The organism is Paenibacillus sp. J22P51 (assembly GCF_059692215.1).
Genome location: NZ_JCAUAZ010000025.1, coordinates 1 through 16,335 on the forward strand (window position 1 = coordinate 1; position 16,335 = coordinate 16,335).

17 protein-coding genes and 1 rRNA gene are annotated in these 16,335 nt (G+C 47.3%); all 18 read right to left on the reverse strand.

Translation table 11 applies throughout. The features are described from left to right. A 16S ribosomal RNA gene (locus AC58QC_RS28925) occupies positions 1-63 on the reverse strand; the annotation flags it as partial. 330 nt (positions 64-393) lie between these two features. Further along, the gene (lysS, locus tag AC58QC_RS28930) at positions 394-1,890 is read right to left on the reverse strand and encodes a lysine--tRNA ligase (protein WP_497418486.1); all 1,497 of its coding nucleotides are present in this window, start codon (positions 1,888-1,890) and stop codon (positions 394-396) included. Positions 1,891-1,976: 86 nt separating this feature from the next. Next, a complete protein-coding gene (greA, locus tag AC58QC_RS28935; RefSeq protein WP_310502557.1) occupies positions 1,977-2,453 on the reverse strand; it encodes a transcription elongation factor GreA in 477 nt (158 codons plus the stop codon). Positions 2,454-2,674: 221 nt separating this feature from the next. After that, positions 2,675-3,691, reverse strand: coding sequence for a tRNA dihydrouridine synthase DusB (dusB, locus tag AC58QC_RS28940; RefSeq protein WP_497418487.1), 1,017 nt, complete (start codon positions 3,689-3,691; stop codon positions 2,675-2,677). 17 nt (positions 3,692-3,708) lie between these two features. Further along, positions 3,709-3,921, reverse strand: coding sequence for a helix-turn-helix domain-containing protein (locus AC58QC_RS28945; protein ID WP_497418488.1), 213 nt, complete (start codon positions 3,919-3,921; stop codon positions 3,709-3,711). After that, positions 3,903-4,418, reverse strand: coding sequence for a 2-amino-4-hydroxy-6-hydroxymethyldihydropteridine diphosphokinase (gene folK / locus AC58QC_RS28950; protein ID WP_497418489.1), 516 nt, complete (start codon positions 4,416-4,418; stop codon positions 3,903-3,905). Before folK ends, AC58QC_RS28945 begins: the two co-directional genes overlap by 19 nt. After that, entirely contained in the window at positions 4,415-4,783 is a 369-nt protein-coding gene (folB, locus tag AC58QC_RS28955; RefSeq protein ID WP_497247025.1) for a dihydroneopterin aldolase, read from the reverse strand. The genes folK and folB overlap by 4 nt, the downstream gene beginning before the upstream one ends. 114 nt (positions 4,784-4,897) lie before the next feature. Beyond that, a complete protein-coding gene (gene folP, locus AC58QC_RS28960) occupies positions 4,898-5,719 on the reverse strand; it encodes a dihydropteroate synthase (RefSeq protein ID WP_497418490.1) in 822 nt (273 codons plus the stop codon). Positions 5,720-5,775: 56 nt separating this feature from the next. Continuing rightward, positions 5,776-6,633 (reverse strand): aminodeoxychorismate lyase, encoded by an 858-nt coding sequence (gene pabC, locus AC58QC_RS28965; protein WP_497418491.1) that lies wholly within the window; start codon positions 6,631-6,633, stop codon positions 5,776-5,778. A gap of 3 nt (positions 6,634-6,636) precedes the next feature. Beyond that, the gene (pabA, locus tag AC58QC_RS28970; protein ID WP_497418492.1) at positions 6,637-7,218 is read right to left on the reverse strand and encodes an aminodeoxychorismate/anthranilate synthase component II; all 582 of its coding nucleotides are present in this window, start codon (positions 7,216-7,218) and stop codon (positions 6,637-6,639) included. A 33-nt stretch (positions 7,219-7,251) separates the two neighbouring features. Then, on the reverse strand, positions 7,252-8,784 hold the full coding sequence (locus tag AC58QC_RS28975; protein ID WP_497418531.1) for an anthranilate synthase component I family protein: 1,533 nt from the start codon (positions 8,782-8,784) through the stop codon (positions 7,252-7,254). 122 nt (positions 8,785-8,906) lie between these two features. Then, the gene (gene cysK / locus AC58QC_RS28980; RefSeq protein WP_497272828.1) at positions 8,907-9,848 is read right to left on the reverse strand and encodes a cysteine synthase A; all 942 of its coding nucleotides are present in this window, start codon (positions 9,846-9,848) and stop codon (positions 8,907-8,909) included. A gap of 114 nt (positions 9,849-9,962) precedes the next feature. Continuing rightward, on the reverse strand, positions 9,963-10,913 hold the full coding sequence (locus tag AC58QC_RS28985; protein WP_497418493.1) for a peptidylprolyl isomerase: 951 nt from the start codon (positions 10,911-10,913) through the stop codon (positions 9,963-9,965). A 75-nt stretch (positions 10,914-10,988) separates the two neighbouring features. Continuing rightward, the gene (gene hslO, locus AC58QC_RS28990; protein WP_497418494.1) at positions 10,989-11,855 is read right to left on the reverse strand and encodes an Hsp33 family molecular chaperone HslO; all 867 of its coding nucleotides are present in this window, start codon (positions 11,853-11,855) and stop codon (positions 10,989-10,991) included. A 23-nt stretch (positions 11,856-11,878) separates the two neighbouring features. After that, positions 11,879-12,643, reverse strand: coding sequence for a type III pantothenate kinase (locus AC58QC_RS28995; RefSeq protein ID WP_497418495.1), 765 nt, complete (start codon positions 12,641-12,643; stop codon positions 11,879-11,881). Then, the gene (gene nadC, locus AC58QC_RS29000; RefSeq protein WP_497418496.1) at positions 12,640-13,509 is read right to left on the reverse strand and encodes a carboxylating nicotinate-nucleotide diphosphorylase; all 870 of its coding nucleotides are present in this window, start codon (positions 13,507-13,509) and stop codon (positions 12,640-12,642) included. The genes AC58QC_RS28995 and nadC overlap by 4 nt, the downstream gene beginning before the upstream one ends. A gap of 1 nt (position 13,510) precedes the next feature. After that, positions 13,511-15,121, reverse strand: a complete 1,611-nt coding sequence (gene nadB / locus AC58QC_RS29005; protein WP_497418497.1) for an L-aspartate oxidase — start codon at positions 15,119-15,121, stop codon at positions 13,511-13,513. A gap of 145 nt (positions 15,122-15,266) precedes the next feature. Continuing rightward, positions 15,267-16,205, reverse strand: coding sequence for a quinolinate synthase NadA (nadA, locus tag AC58QC_RS29010; protein WP_056617922.1), 939 nt, complete (start codon positions 16,203-16,205; stop codon positions 15,267-15,269). Between the last annotated feature and the right edge of the window lie 130 nt (positions 16,206-16,335).

Below are 16,335 nucleotides of genomic sequence, written 5' to 3' on the forward strand. Positions count from 1 at the left end.
GACTTGCATGTATTAGGCACGCCGCCAGCGTTCGTCCTGAGCCAGGATCAAACTCTCCATAATAGAAAAGATGACTTGCTCATTTGAAGCTAGCGAGATTTTGCAATCTCATTTATAGTCGATTACTCGACTGTGCTTACTCACTCGTTGTTCAGTTTTCAAAGATCAATGACTCTTGTCCAACCCGCTCTCTTTCGAAAGCCGGAAGACCAATATACCACACTGAGTTTTTATTTGCAACTCTTAATTTCGAGTTGTTTTTTGTTGTGCTTCTTGTATTTCTCGTGTTGTCCTCAGCGGCAACTTTTATAAGATACCACAGACGATACACACTTTGCAAGTCCTAATTTCAAAAAAATTAGAGGCACCGAATGGCGCCTCTAAACGAAGAAATTACTCGCCTTGGCGTTCACGCATCAACGGGAATAATAAGACATCACGGATCGATGGTGCATTCGTCAATAGCATGACCAATCGGTCAATTCCTATACCTAAGCCACCAGTAGGCGGCATACCATACTCAAGGGCACGGATGAAATCTTCATCCATTTCATGCGCTTCATCGTTGCCTTGTTCTTTCTCACGCAACTGCGCTTCAAAGCGTTCCCTTTGATCAATTGGATCATTAAGTTCGGTAAAGGCATTAGCATGCTCACGCGCTACAATAAAGAGCTCGAAGCGATCCGTGAAGCGCGGATCCTCAGGGTTCTTTTTGGCAAGTGGAGAAATCTCTAATGGATGTCCATAGATGAACGTAGGCTGAATCAACGTCTCTTCAACAAACGTCTCGAAGAACTGGTTCACAATGTGACCAAATGTCATATGCGGCTCAACAGAAACCTTGTGCTCCTTGGCCAAGCCATGAGCTTGCTCATTGGTCATATGGACGCTAAAGTCTACACCCGTGACTTCTTTAATCGCATCCACCATGGATACACGTCTCCAACCTACAGCTAAATCAACTTCATGGTCTCCATAAGGAATAGTCGTCTGTCCAAGCACCTCTTGCGCGATATGAGCAACAAGCTCTTCTGTCAGCTTCATGATATCTTTGTAGTCGGCATACGCCTCGTACAGCTCTATCATCGTGAACTCTGGGTTATGACGCGTAGAGATCCCCTCATTGCGGTATACGCGACCGATCTCGTACACTTTCTCCAGTCCGCCAACAATGAGTCGTTTCAAGTGAAGCTCGATAGCAATACGCATATGAAGCTGCATGTCCAGCGCATTGTGATGCGTGTTAAAAGGACGTGCAGAAGCGCCGCCTGCGATAGAATGCAGCGTTGGTGTCTCGACTTCCAAATAACCTAGGGAATCCAAATAACGGCGCATCGATTGAATGATTTTGGAACGAAGAATAAACGTCTTTTGGACATCTTGGTTCATAATCAGATCGACATACCGTTGACGATAGCGCAGTTCAACATCGCTAAGTCCATGGAATTTATCCGGCAGCGGAAGCAAAGACTTCGTCAATACCTCAAGTGATTTCACTTTAATAGAGGTTTCGCCTGTTTTGGTTTTAAAAACGACACCTTCTACCCCTACCATATCGCCTAGATCAAGAATATCAAAAGCTTTATATATATTCGCATCCAGCGCATCTTCACGCACGTAGATTTGAATTTTACCTGTAATGTCTTGCAGATGCGCGAAGCTAGCTTTACCCATACTTCTTTTCTGCATAATACGCCCAGCAATACGAACCACTACGTTCGCTTCGTCTAAATCCTCTTTGCTAATCTCTTGATAAGCAGCAAGAATATCCCCCGCTGAATGCGTTCTTACATATTTGCCGCCGAATGGATCGACACCGAGACCGCGAAGCTCGTCCAATTTGTTGCGCCTGATAACGAGCAATTCATTTAATTCTAGTTCCTGGCTCATGCTTTCATCTCCTACGAATTAGTTTAGGGCTGTGAACGGAAAAAAGCTTCCTGAGGGAAGCTTTCCAAAAGGCTTGCGGCTGCACGCTACTTTTTAATATCAACAATTTGATACTGAATGACGCCAGCAGGAACGACAACGTCGACGTTGGTGCCCTTTTGCTTGCCAAGAATAGCTTTACCCACAGGGCTTTCATTGGAAATCTTATTCTGCAATGGATCAGACTCAGCTGAACCAACAATGTTGTACTCTACCAAGTCACCATATTCCAAGTCTTTCAGCGTAACAATCGAACCAACACTAACTGTGTTAATATCGACATCATCGTTATTAATAATCCGCGCATTGCGCAGCATTTTTTCTAAAGTAATGATTCTTCCTTCAATAAAAGCTTGCTCGTTCTTCGCATCTTCGTACTCGGAATTCTCACTAATATCGCCATAACCGATGGCAACCTTAATTCTTTCCGCGACTTCCCGGCGTTTCACGGATTTCAGATGTTCAAGCTCATCCTCTAATTTCCGTAGCCCTACTGGTGTAAGAATGACCTCTTTTTCAGCCATTGCCAACTGATCTCCCGTCATGTGAAAGATTTTCATATCGTTGAATCGATGCTTCCTGCTAGGAGTTGGGTCTTTATAGAGCTGATTCAAGTAGTATGAATTCACGTTTCATAATAAGTTGCTTACTCGTTAGTCTTTCAATATATGCAGGAACACATTAATATTGACTGATTATATTGCAACCGTTTCAAAATGTCAATGTCAACCATTGCAGCATGTTATTAATGCAGCACAGCCGATTCTTCCGTTGTCCCAGACGCGGAACTCGTCGCAAGATGCTCGACATATTCGTCTAACGTACGAACCATTTCATCCCGCTTCAAGGTTTCCATAATGACATCCTTCACGCGAGCCGCACCGGTCATGCCTTTGAGGTACCACGCCATGTGTTTGCGCATTTCCTTCACCGCTACATGCTCACCCTTGAGGGCAATGAGACGATCCATATGCAAAATCGCGATACGGATTTTCTCTTCCGCTGATGGTTCCGGTGGAAGCTCGCCATTGGCCAGATATTGTACAGTACGATACAGCATCCAAGGATTGCCTAACGCTCCGCGCCCGATCATAACACCATCTACACCCGTCTCATCCAGCATGCGTTTTGCATCCTCAGGCGTCACAACATCACCGTTGCCGATAACTGGAATAGAAAGAGCTTGTTTGACATCGCGAATGATGTTCCAATCCGCTTTCCCTGTATATAGCTGCTCACGAGTACGTCCGTGTACACTGACCGCGCTTCCGCCGCCTCTTTCGACAGCTTTCGCATTTTCGACGGCATAAATGTGATCGGAATCCCAGCCAATACGCATCTTCACCGTAACGGGTTTACTAACAGCTGCAACAACAGTAGCGATCATTGCTTCGATCTTATCCGGTTGGAGCAACCATCTCGCACCCGCATCACACTTCGTGATTTTGGGAACAGGACACCCCATGTTGATATCAATAATGTCTGCATTCGTTTGTTGGTCAACAATCCTAGCCGCCTGTACCAACGTCTCCGTGTCGCCTCCAAAAATCTGTAGACTGAGCGGCTTCTCACGATCATCCACATACAGCATCTCCATGGAACGTGAGTTGCCGTGAACAATCGCTTTATCACTAACCATTTCCGCACAGACTAAGCCCGTACCAAACTCTTTGGCAATTAATCGAAACGCTGGATTACATACGCCCGCCATTGGGGCTAACACTACTTTATTGGGAGCTTCGACATTTCCTATTTTCAGCACCGAAGATTCCACTCCTCTCATTTCACAACTACTGCAACTAATTCATCCGGTTCTATGTCAAGAACTTGCGAAATATTATGAATCATTTTGTTATCCGGCTTGCGTGTTCCTCGTTCAATCGCCCCTAAGATGGCAATGGATACGCCTAATAAGTCCGCCAGTTCACTCTGGGTATAACCTTTTAGTTTACGAAAAGCGCGAATGCGCTGTGCTATTGAGCTTTTTTCCATAGGATGACGCCTTCCTTTCCTTCCAGTTTCTCCAAGTGTGCAGAGATAGATTCAAATAGAGCGTCCTGCCGCGCGTAGAGAACCTCAGAGAGGGGGACTAATACAAAAGCCCGCTCATGCATCCGCGGATGCGGAATGATCAAGTCGGGGGTCGTTAGCCGATGGTCACCATATAGGAGCAGATCCAAATCAATCGTTCGAGGTCCCCAACGCAAGTCACGCGTCCGACCCAGACGGTTCTCGATGGCTAGCAAGGTAACTAATAACGCTTCAGGCGATAAGTCAGTATGAATTTGAACAACCATATTTAGAAAAGCAGATTGATCCACATAGCCTACAGGCTCGGTTTCGTAGATGGAGGAATGCCCCGTCACCGTGATGCCCGATTCCTCATTCAGCGCTGCAATTGCACCCTGCAAATAATGTTCACGATTATCAATATTGGAGCCTAATGCGACGTAAGCAATGATCGTGCGTTCTCGTTCTTCGGCTGTCATTCCAGTGCCCGCTTTCGATTGATCTCTATAGTAACGCCGTCAAAAATAACGGCAAAGGGCGGATGCGGCTTGATAACGCGAACCGTCACTTCATTGATACTAGTATAAGTATGCAGGAGCTCGGATGCAATATTTTCTGCTAATGCTTCGATTAATTTGTACGTACGCCCTTCCACAATCCCTTTAATTAGGAAAAATGCCTCCCCGTAATGGACGGTTTGGGTCAAATCATCGGTCTTTCCAGCTTTATCTAAAGGGAGCATTAGCTCTACATCAACATAGAAACGTTGCCCCAGCGTGTTTTCTTCAGGGAATACACCATGATTACCAAAGAACTGCATTCGTGATAGCGTGATTTTATCCATATTAGAAGCCTCCAGGGTTAAAACAAACGTCTGCCACGTCTATGAATGACGCGTGCGTTTATTATCGAGTGACACATTGAGTGAAACATTGAGTGAAACATATAAACCTTTTTGTTAAAGGTTGCTGCGGATAATAGCATCGGTCATAACGGCTAACCGTTTGATCGGTTGGATATCGTGAACTCTAACGATCCCGCACCCTTGCGCGATTCCAAGTGCGACGGTTGATGCCGTTCCTTCAAGGCGCTCCTCGGGAGGTAATCCTAGGGTGAGTCCGATGACACTTTTACGCGATGTGCCCAAGAGGACCGGATATCCGAGATCTACGAGCGATCGCAGGTTGTTCATGAGGTAGAGATTTTGTTGATAGGACTTGGCGAAGCCAATGCCCGGATCGAGAATGATGCGTTCTGGCTTAACACCCGCTTGCAGAGCCTGACTCGTATAGTGACAAAGATCTGAGATCACGTCTGGGAGAAATTCGACATATTCTGAGCTTGTCCGATTATGAGTGATGATAAATGGACAATCATATTGTGCTGCCACTGCTGCCATGTCGACATCTGCTTGGCCGCCCCATACATCATTGATGATATGCGCTCCTGCCTCTAAGGCTTGCTTAGCTACTTCCGCTTTGTAGGTATCAATTGATATAGGGACGTTGATTTCACGGCGGATTGCTTCGATTACTGGGATAACACGTTGCAGCTCTTCTTCTTCGGTAACTGTCGCAGCACCCGGTCGCGTTGATTCACCGCCAATGTCGATGATATCTGCTCCTTCCGCCACCATTTGATGAGCTTTGCGAAGCGCATCCTCGACATGCTTATAGCTGCCGCCATCCGAAAAGGAGTCTGGCGTTACGTTTAATATGCCCATAATGATCGTCCGATCACCGATGGGCAGCTCGTGTCCTCTGCAGGATAACACTTTCATCTTAGATTCACTTCCTGTTCGTTGCTGTTCGTTCATTAGCTGCACCTAAAGCAGGTCTACACGTAGCGTTGAATTAGTTTACGGGTTATAGGACCCGGAGATCCAGTGCCTACGGTGTGGGCTTGTCCACTCGGTGTATACAAAGTGGTGACGGGTACGATTTCTTGGATGGAATTTACGAGAAACACTTCATCCGCATCGACGAGATCTTCCCAACGGTATAACCCGTCTTGGGTAGGAAGCTGTAGCTGCTGCGCGAGATCCATGACATGCGCTCTCGTGATGCCCGGCAAGATGCCCGTATCGAGTGATGGTGTGTACAAGGCGTCATTTTTGACGAAGAAAAGGTTGCTGACGATCCCTTCCGCCACATAGCCATCTTCAGATAACATAAGGCCCTCCGCCCCAGTCGCCCATGTATATTGCTGAAGCTCTCTTTTGGCCAAAATGTTATTCATATAATGAAAGGACTTAAATCGATATAAGCCTTCTGGCGTATTGCGTGGCAGCTTGAGCAGTTGTAAGGCTTTGCCTTGCAGGTAGGTTCGTTCATCCCTTGAAGGCAGCGGCTTGATGTAGATGATTTCTGTCGGCTGCGCGTAGTTTTCGGATGGCAACCCAAGTGCTTCCACGCCTGCGGAAAGGGAATACCGAAAATAAGCATCCTCCAGATTGTTGGCTTGGAGTAATTGTTCGATTTGGGATGTTAGCTTGTCCAGATTTGGCTCAAACGTGATGCCAAGCTCACGACAACCATCGGTTAGCCGAAGCAGATGCTCGGCGAGCAGGAAAGGTTTGCGGTTATACGTGCGAAAGGTCTCAAATAAGCCGATCCCGTAAAGAAAACCGTGATCGTATACAGAGACCACGGCTTGTGTTTCTGAGGTTAAGGTTCCATTGATGGAGATGATCATACGTTAGACTCCTGTTTTCGCTGTGCGACGAAGAAAGTTGCGCAGCATTTGATGCCCATGCTGGGTGATGATTGATTCCGGGTGAAATTGCACCCCTTCGATCGGATACTCTTTATGACGCAAAGCCATGATTTCGCCTTCAGCCGTTTGTGCGCTGATTTCCAGGCAATCTGGTAAGGTTTCTGTTTTGACAATCAAAGAATGATAACGTGTCGCGATGAAAGGTGACGGAAGTCCTTCGAATAAGGTTTTCCCATCGTGGAAAATCTCCGAGGTTTTGCCATGCATCAAGCGCTCTGCGCGAATCACATCGCCGCCGAAGGCTTGGCCAATGGACTGATGTCCAAGGCAAACGCCGAAAATCGGAATAACCCCTTTAAAATGGTCAATCAGTGATAAGCTAATTCCCGCTTCATTCGGCGTGCAAGGACCGGGGGATACTAAGATGTGGTCCGGCGCTAACGCCTCGACACCTGCCAGGTCAATCTCGTCATTGCGACGAACGATGACTTCCTCGCCAATCTCTCCTAAATACTGAACAAGGTTGTACGTAAACGAATCATAATTATCAATCACTAAAATCATTCTAAGCTCCCCTTTCGTCAGCCCCACTCGGGCTTAAGCTCGGCTCATGCTCCGCTCGCTATACTCAATTGCTTTCCACATCGCTTTGGCTTTGTTCAAGGATTCGATGTACTCACGCTCTGGAATGGAATCAATGACGATGCCAGCCCCCGCTTGAATGTGACCCATACCCTCCACCGCTACTAGCGTGCGTATAATAATATTAAATTCCATATTGCCATTATAGTCAATCCATCCCATCGATCCTGTGTAAGGACCGCGACGTACGGGCTCTAGTTCTTCAATGATTTCCATACAGCGAATCTTCGGCGCACCTGTAATCGTACCACCAGGAAAAGTCGCCGCAATGACATCATAGGCGTCCTTCCCTTCCGCCAACTCACCGACGACTTCGGAGACGATGTGCATCACATGGGAATAGTACTCGATGACCATGAAGTCCTTCACATGGACGGAGCCATATCGCGAGATGCGGCCTAGGTCGTTCCGCTCGAGGTCGACCAGCATGACGTGCTCGGCGCGCTCTTTGTCATTGTGGATGAGCTCGCCGGCTAGGCGCAGATCATCCTGCTCGTCCTTGCCGCGCGGGCGCGTGCCAGCAATAGGACGCGTCCGCAGGATGCCGTCCTCGAGCTGAACGAGCAGCTCCGGCGAGCCGGAGACAAGGGCGAAGCCTGCGAAGCGCAGCAAGCCCATGTAGGGCGAGGGATTGACGACGCGCAGCGCCTCGTAGATCTCCTCCGGCGTCGTGCGCAGCTGCCGGCTCTGTCTGACCGACAAGTTGACTTGGAACACGTCACCTTGGGAGATGTAGGCCTGGATGCGCTCCACCGCAGCCATGTACGCGGCCTTGTCAAACGCAGGCTGGATGCCTGCGATGCTCTCGACGTCGATGTGCAGCTGCTCGCGCGCCATCACTGGTTGGTCGGCACCGCTCAGCGGTGTGCCGGACCAGTTGCCGGCGCGGATCGCGTGCCAGCGGACGAGCATTGCTTCAGCTCGAGCGTGCGCCTGCGCGTAGAGCTCGCTGAGGTCTGCGCCTGGCGTGAATGGCATATGCACCGCGATGTACAGTGTCTTCTCTATATGATCGAGCGTCCACACCTGATCATACATCGCAAAGCTGTAATCAGGGATCGGCAGATCATCTTGCGATTGCTCTGGCAGCTTCTCGATGGTGCGAATCACATCGTAGCTCCAATAGCCTACGCAGCCTCCGACAAACTTAGGAGCTCCTTGGACTTTCGGACTATGGTAAGCTGACATCCACTGCTTGACGACGTCTAGCGGCTTGCCTTGAACGCGAGACATTGTCGAGTTCGTGTGAGTTGTGATGTCTGCTTCCAAGCCTGTACCACGAACAGTCGAGAAGGGATGCAACCCAAAGTGCGTATACCGACCGCCCTTTCCGCTCTCGAGTACGAAGGAATCTGGCGAAGCATCTTTCCACGCGTCTTCCCATGAGGCAATCCGATCATCCGCGAGTCCTAATTTAATCACATACGGCAGCATGGTGTAAACTGATGACGACCACGCCTGCCATTGTTCTACTTTTGTTAAAATCATACTTGCGCTCCTTAATGAAAAATCCGTTAATTCGTTGTCCATTAGTATACTCCAACCCTATACAGAAAAAAAGCCCCAGCTGTAATAGCTGAAGCTTAATCTCTTTTGTATGCGATTCGACCTTATTGCTCTTCGAATTGGTACAAAGGCGTGGAAAGGTAACGCTCACCGTTACTTGGAACAACCGCAACAACACGTTTGCCAGCGCCTAGCTCTTTTGCAACCTTCAATGCCGCGAAAATAGCTGCACCGGAGGAAATACCGCCAAGAATACCTTCTTCTTTGGCAACACGGCGTGAAGTTTCGAACGCATCTTCGTTCTCAACTGTAATAATTTCATCGTACACATTCGTGTTCAAAATATCCGGAACAAAGCCTGCGCCGATACCTTGAATTTTATGAGGACCTGGCTTACCACCAGAAAGAACTGGAGATGCCGCAGGTTCAATTGCGTATATTTTGATGTTCGGGAAATTTTCTTTCAGAACGCCACCCGCACCAGTGATTGTACCACCTGTACCGATACCGGAGATGAAAGCATCCAGTTTACCATCATGAGCGTTGATCGCTTCCACGATTTCCGGTCCTGTTGTTTCGCGGTGAACTTTCACGTTCGCTTGGTTCTTAAATTGTTGTGGAATGAAGTAGGAAGGATTCTCTGCTTGAAGCTCTTCCGCACGTTTGATCGCACCCTTCATACCTTCTGCCCCTGGTGTCAGAACAAGCTGTGCACCATAAGCCCGAAGCAGGTTACGTCTTTCTAAAGACATCGTTTCAGGCATAACAAGAATAGCTTTGTATCCTTTAGCAGCTGCGACTAGAGCAATCCCGATTCCTGTGTTACCGCTCGTCGGTTCTACAATCGTGTCGCCCGGCTTCAATTTACCTTCTTGCTCAGCTACTTCGATCATGGAGATGGCAATACGATCTTTAACACTAGCACCTGGATTTTGGTACTCTAATTTCACATAAACCTCTGCACTGCCCTCTGGAACAACACGGTTCAGACGAACAAGCGGTGTATCGCCAATCAAATCCGTAATGCTCTGTACTAATCTTGCCATAATATTTCCCCTCCAGATTGAGTATTATAATGATTTCCGAGTTAAATAGTAGGTATTAATAAATCTAATCTTATCAACGCACTTAAAGGTTGTCAACCAAATTTTCACATTCTCTTACCGGAGCGTCGGATCCACCACACTTACCTTCCATTTACCGCGCAGCTGCGCGACAAAGTCTTTCAATGGAGGCGCTTGTTGCAAAGCAAGCTCCCTGCGCACATTCTCCCTTATGAACACGAGATCCGGGTTCATTTTGTCCCGTCGATTCTTAAGTAGAACGACCGCAAATCCATGTGAAACAGGAAAAGGCTTACTCACTTCCCCAATCTTCAACAATTTCGCATTTTCTAAGATGGGCGTTTCTACAAAAGGATCGTCGCCTTCTATCCAACCCAAATCACCACCGGTGTTATTGGTTGCATCATCAATCGATCGATCTCTGGCAAGGGTCGCAAAGCTCTCTCCTTTGGCCAGCTCCGCAATAACTTTCGTCGCTTGCTCCTTCGTGGATACTATGATCTGTTGAATGTTGTATTCTGTTTCTTGTTTAAACTCATCCGCATGTGTCTGTATGTAGGTATCAACCTGAGCATCTGTGATGTGAATAGCGGCCGTTGCCAGCTTCTCAAGTAACAACTTATTCGATACATCTTCTTTGATTTCCAGCTCTGACATGCCAAGCTGACTTTGCATGGAATCATAAAATTGTTGTTCACTTTCGTACCCTTGCTGCATCCTTTTCAACTCACGGTTGATTTCCGCACTCTCTACCTTTGTTCCCGACTCATTTCCCTCTAGGCGAATAACTTCACGATCCAGCATTTGACCTAGCTGCTCTGCTCCATAATGGCGCGCGAGCGCTGATTCAAGCTCATCCATGGTAATTTCCCGATTCCCAATTTTGGCGACAACTCGTGTATGCTTATTCTCACCCTGCTGTTCTGGCTCTGGTGATTGTCTTGGTTCTGATTGGTTGATGGCATGACTGATCAGCAAGGATGCGAGCACGAGAATACATATCGCCATCGCGATGATGACTCCCCACAATCGCTTTACATTGCGCATCCTATTTCCCTCTTTTACTTCCATATTGCTGCTTGCACCCGAATTCACTAGCTATTTCAAGCAGATCCCCTACGCTTACAGATCAATCATCCGTTGTAAATCTTCTCCTTCATACCGATAAGCTTCATTGCAGAAATGACAGACGACTTCCGCAACTCCTTCTTCCTCCAGTATTTCTTGAAGTTCGTGTTTGCCCAACGAAATCAAAGTAGACTCGACTTTCTTCCGACTGCATTTGCATCGGAACATGACGTCCATCTCATCGAGCTTACGGAAGGATGGGAGTACCGTTTGTAAAATTTCTTCTAAATTCAATCCATCACCTAACATGTTCGTGAAGGTTGGGATTTGACCTAGCATGGTTTCGATTTCATCAATCTCACTATTCGTCAACCCTGGGAGCAGTTGAATTACAAATCCACCTGAAGCAAGAATTGTATGGTCTGTATTCACCAATACGCCTAACGCGACAGCCGAAGGTGTTTGTTCCGACTTAGCAAAATAATAAGTGAAATCTTCTGCCAATTCGCCCGAAATTAAAGGTACACTTCCTTTATAAGGCTCTTTCATGCCTAAATCTTTCGTTATGTATAAAAAACCGTCTGTCCCCACCGCAGCAGCAACATCTAATTTGCCATTCTCTTTGAGCGGCGGATCTACCAAGGGATTATCTACGTATCCACGCACTTCACCCTTCGCATTCGCATCAACAACGATTTGCCCGATAGGGCCATCCCCTTTAATTTGTACAATGAGATGTTCTTCTCCCTTGAGCATAGCAGCTATGAGAAGAGCCGCGGCAGCTGTTCTCCCTAACGCGGCTGTCGCTGTCGGTGTCGTTAGATGTCGTTGACTAAGCTCTTCGGTTAGGAGAGTCGTCTGAACAGCGAACGCACGTACACGTCCATCTAATGCTGTTCCTCGAATTAAATAATCACTCATGTCAATTTCCTTCCTTATACTGCTTAGACATTTTTCTCATAAATCATTTGTAAACCTTGTAAGGTAAGTAATGGGTTGACGACTTGAATCGTTCGTGACTCACTGGAGATGAGCTCTGCTAATCCACCCGTTGCAATGACCGTTGGATTCACATTAAACTCCTGAATGACCCGCCCGACGATCCCGTCAACCTGGCCAACATAACCATAAATAATTCCCGCTTGCATCGCAGCAACGGTATTTCGGCCGACAACACTTTTCGGCTTAACGAGCTCGATACGAGGCAGCTTCGCCGCCTTCTGATACAACGCCTCGGTTGAGATCCCAATGCCAGGCGCAATGGCGCATCCCACTAGTTGACCAGAAGAATCAATGTAATCGTAGGTTGTAGCTGTACCGAAATCTACAATGATACAAGGAGCTCCATAAAGCTCCAGCGCCGCCACCGCGTTTACGATGCGATCCGCGCCAACTTCCTTCGGATTGTCCACACGGATATTCAGGCCCGTTTTGATCCCTGGTCCTACGATGAATGGTGCTCTTTTCAAGTAGTGTAAGCAAAGGTTTTCCATGGCATTCATCAACGGAGGCACGACAGATGAAATAATGACACCTTCTACTTGTGCAAAGGTAATGCCTGAGTGCTGGAATAAGCTGTGCAGCTGCATGCCGTACTCATCAACGGTAGCTGAACGGTTCGTGCTTACACGCCAATGATGCAAGAGCGTACGGTCTTGGTAGAGGCCAAGCACAATGTTCGTATTCCCGACATCGATAACGAGAATCATAGTGCCGTCCCCTTCCGCTCATTCAGATCTAATGAAATATCCAGCGCAGCCACTGAGTACGTCAATCTTCCAACGGAAATCACGTCCACACCCGTCTCCGCCATTGCTTTAATCGTTTGCGGGGTGACCGAACCTGACCCTTCTACTACAATATGCGGCGCTTTGCTTTTAATTATCGAAACTGCTTCTTTCATTTTCACCGGTACCATGTTATCCAGCATGATGATATCAGCACCTGCTTGAAGCGCCTCATGTAGCTGTTCAAAGTTCTCAACTTCCACTTCGATCTTCATCGTGTGCGGAATGTTCTGACGAGCCGCATGAACCGCTTGTGTAATGCCGCCCGAGCCTTTGATATGGTTATCTTTGATCATAACCGCATCATAGAGGCCAAATCGATGATTATATCCGCCGCCAACGCGCACGGCATACTTCTCAAGCAATCTGTGTCCAGGCGTTGTTTTACGCGTGTCAACAAGTCGAGTTGGCAACCCTTCTAACGCCACCACAAATTCATGCGTCTTCGTGGCGATCCCCGACATTCGCTGCATCAAATTCAGACTTAATCGCTCACCCAATAAGATGCTCCGTGTATTGCCTTCCACTTCAGCTAGTATGGTCCCTTTATGAACAGACGATCCTTCGACCACTTTAGTTTCAAAACGAAGAGAATCATCGACCACAGCAAAAACCTCCTGCGCGATGCGAAGTCCACAAACGATTCCATCTTCTTTGACGTGGATAATCCCTTTGGATACTTGTTCCAAAGGGATTGTTGTCAGAGTCGTGACATCGCCAGTTCCGATATCTTCTTCAAGCCAAAGGCGAATTTGCTTCCGTACTAATTCCATATTTATTTCTAACATGCTAAATCCACTCCTCAATCCTATCTTCCCCGCGCCGGAAAACAATATGCTTCTTCCACACCAAGTCATTCCGTTCCGGGAAATCTTCTCGATAATGGCCGCCGCGGCTTTCCTCACGGGTTAATGCAGCTGTCGTTGTTAAAAGAGCAACGTTCAGTAAATTTGCAAACTCATATTCTTCGCGTTTCGTCATCAAGGAATCAAAAATCGACAGTTGTCTCGCTAGCTCCTCATGCCCCTTTTGCAACCCTTTGGCAGTGCGCTTAAGACCTGCATAGCGAAGCATGACTTTCTGAAGCTTAAGCTTCTTCTCAACAACCGCTTGATTCGGGATTTCGGTCCGCGGGGCATCGGATGCCGTTCGGATCTGAATATCCCCTTCAAGTGCTGGCAGTTCTTGAATCCGTTCAATAATTCTGCGACCAAATACAATCGCTTCGGATAAAGAGTTGCTCGCTAAGCGGTTAGCGCCATGTACGCCTGTAGACGAAACTTCACCACATGCAAACAGGCGACGCACTTGAGTTTCTCCGTGCAAATCCGTCTTCACTCCACCCATCATATAATGCGCCGCTGGTGCAACTGGAATCCAATCCGTGCTCATATCGAGTCCGTAATTTAAACAATATTCATATATCGTTGGAAAACGATGTTTAATTAATTCTTCCGATTCGTGTGTAATGTCGATATAGACGAAGGTTGATTTGCAGTTCTCCATCTCATCCACGATGGCACGTGCAACCACATCTCTCGGTGCTAGCTCCAGCTGCGGATGATAACGCTCCATGAAGCGCTCTCCTTTGATGTTGCGCAAATAGGCACCTTCGCCCCGGACCGCTTCGGAAATCAGAAACCGCGGTGCGCCTGGGTAACATAGTGCTGTTGGGTGGAATTGAATGAATTCCACATCCTGAATTTGCGCCCCAGCTCGGTGAGCTATCGCAATCCCATCGCCTGTGGCGATATCGGGATTCGTTGTGTAACGGAACAGCTGTCCCGCGCCACCGGAGCAGAGGATCGTGGCGTTGCCGCGCACAAACACGCGCTGCCCGCTTGGCTTCTGAACGAGCGCGCCATAGCATTCGCCGTCTTGAGTTATCAGGTCGATCACGAAGTGATCGTCCCAGATTTCGATATTCGGATCTTGCTTCGTACGCTCCGAAAGTGCTCTCACAATCTCTGCGCCTGTCGCATCGCCATTGGAGTGCAAAATACGACGTTGACTGTGAGCCCCTTCCTTGGTTAAAGCAAACTCCCCGTTCTCTAGATCGAACTGAGTTCCCATACGAATCAAATCCTGCACGCCATCAGGCCCTTCATGCACTAGAACATCAACAGCATCTGATGAGCAGAGACCCGCTCCTGCGATTATGGTATCCTGACGGTGGTACTCTGGTGAATCCTCGTCCGAAATGACGGCCGCAATCCCACCTTGCGCATAGCGTGTGTTGCTATCAAGGAGGGACTTCTTCGTAATCATAAGGACTTTTTTATTCTCGCTCGCTCGCAGCGCCGTGAAGAGACCAGCAATGCCTGCACCAATGACAATTACATCTGTATGTATATGAGGAATCTTATCTAAATCAACATCAACGAGATATCTAGGAATCATGCCGTATCACCTGTTCTCCACCATTAATACCTCGTAAAGCAACGTTAGCTCTTCCGTGATTAGCTCATCAATAGCATGTCATCGGATCAGATACTAGCCTTGCTTCACGAGGGAACCTATTTACCAGACAAGAGAGTAGCGCATGCTACTTAACTTGTAACATGCGCTCTAAGGACAATCTTGCTTTATCTGCTACATCTTCTGGTACATATATCTCTGGTTGCATCGTCTCAAGACATTTCACGATTTTCTTCAAATTGTTCACTTTCATATTCGGACACACCAAGTATTTGGTTGCAAAATGGAATTTCTTATTAGGACTGTCTAAACGCAACTGGTAACCAGTTCCATCTTCGGTTCCTACGATAAACTCTTGGCAGTCAGACTCTTTACAATATTTAATAATGGCGGTCGTGCTCCCAACAAAATCCCCTAGCTTCACTACTTCTGGGCGACATTCTGGGTGAACAACAAACTGGGCATTCGGATACTGCGCTCTCATTTCTTCAACATCTTTAACGGTCAGCATATCATGCGTATTGCAGTAGCCTTCCCAGATGATCACTTTTTTGCTTGTGAATTTTGATACATAGTCACCCAAATTTTTATCCGGAACCCAGATAATTTCATCTGAATCGACGGAATTGATGACATTGATGGCATTCGCAGATGTACAACAAATATCGGTTTCAGACTTCACATCAGCCGACGTATTAATATAAGCAACGACTTTGGCATTCGGATGTTGACGTTTAAGGGCACGCAGACCTTCAACATTCACCATATCTGCCATCGGGCAGCCAGCCCGTTCGTCTGGAATAATCACGGTTTTGTTCGGTGCAAGAATCTTCGCGCTTTCCCCCATGAAATGAACACCACAGAATACGATGACATCCGCATCGGTTTGTGCGGCCTTCTGAGCAAGCAAAAAGGAGTCCCCTCGAAAATCCGCTACCTCTTGAACTTCGTCACGCTGATAATAATGAGCAAGAATAATAGCATTCCGTTCTTTCTTCAATTGCAACAGTCGTTCTTTGAGCTCGCGGTTTTGTTCCGCTTTGCGTTCTAATGCTAAGGCTTCCATGGTGCTTCCTCCCCTATCTGGGACGTAAGATGGTCTCATCGTCTATCTAAAAGTAGTATGATCTAAAAGCAATAAAATTAGAGATTTACAACTAATTTACACATTCTCACATCGCCTGTCAATGCGCAAA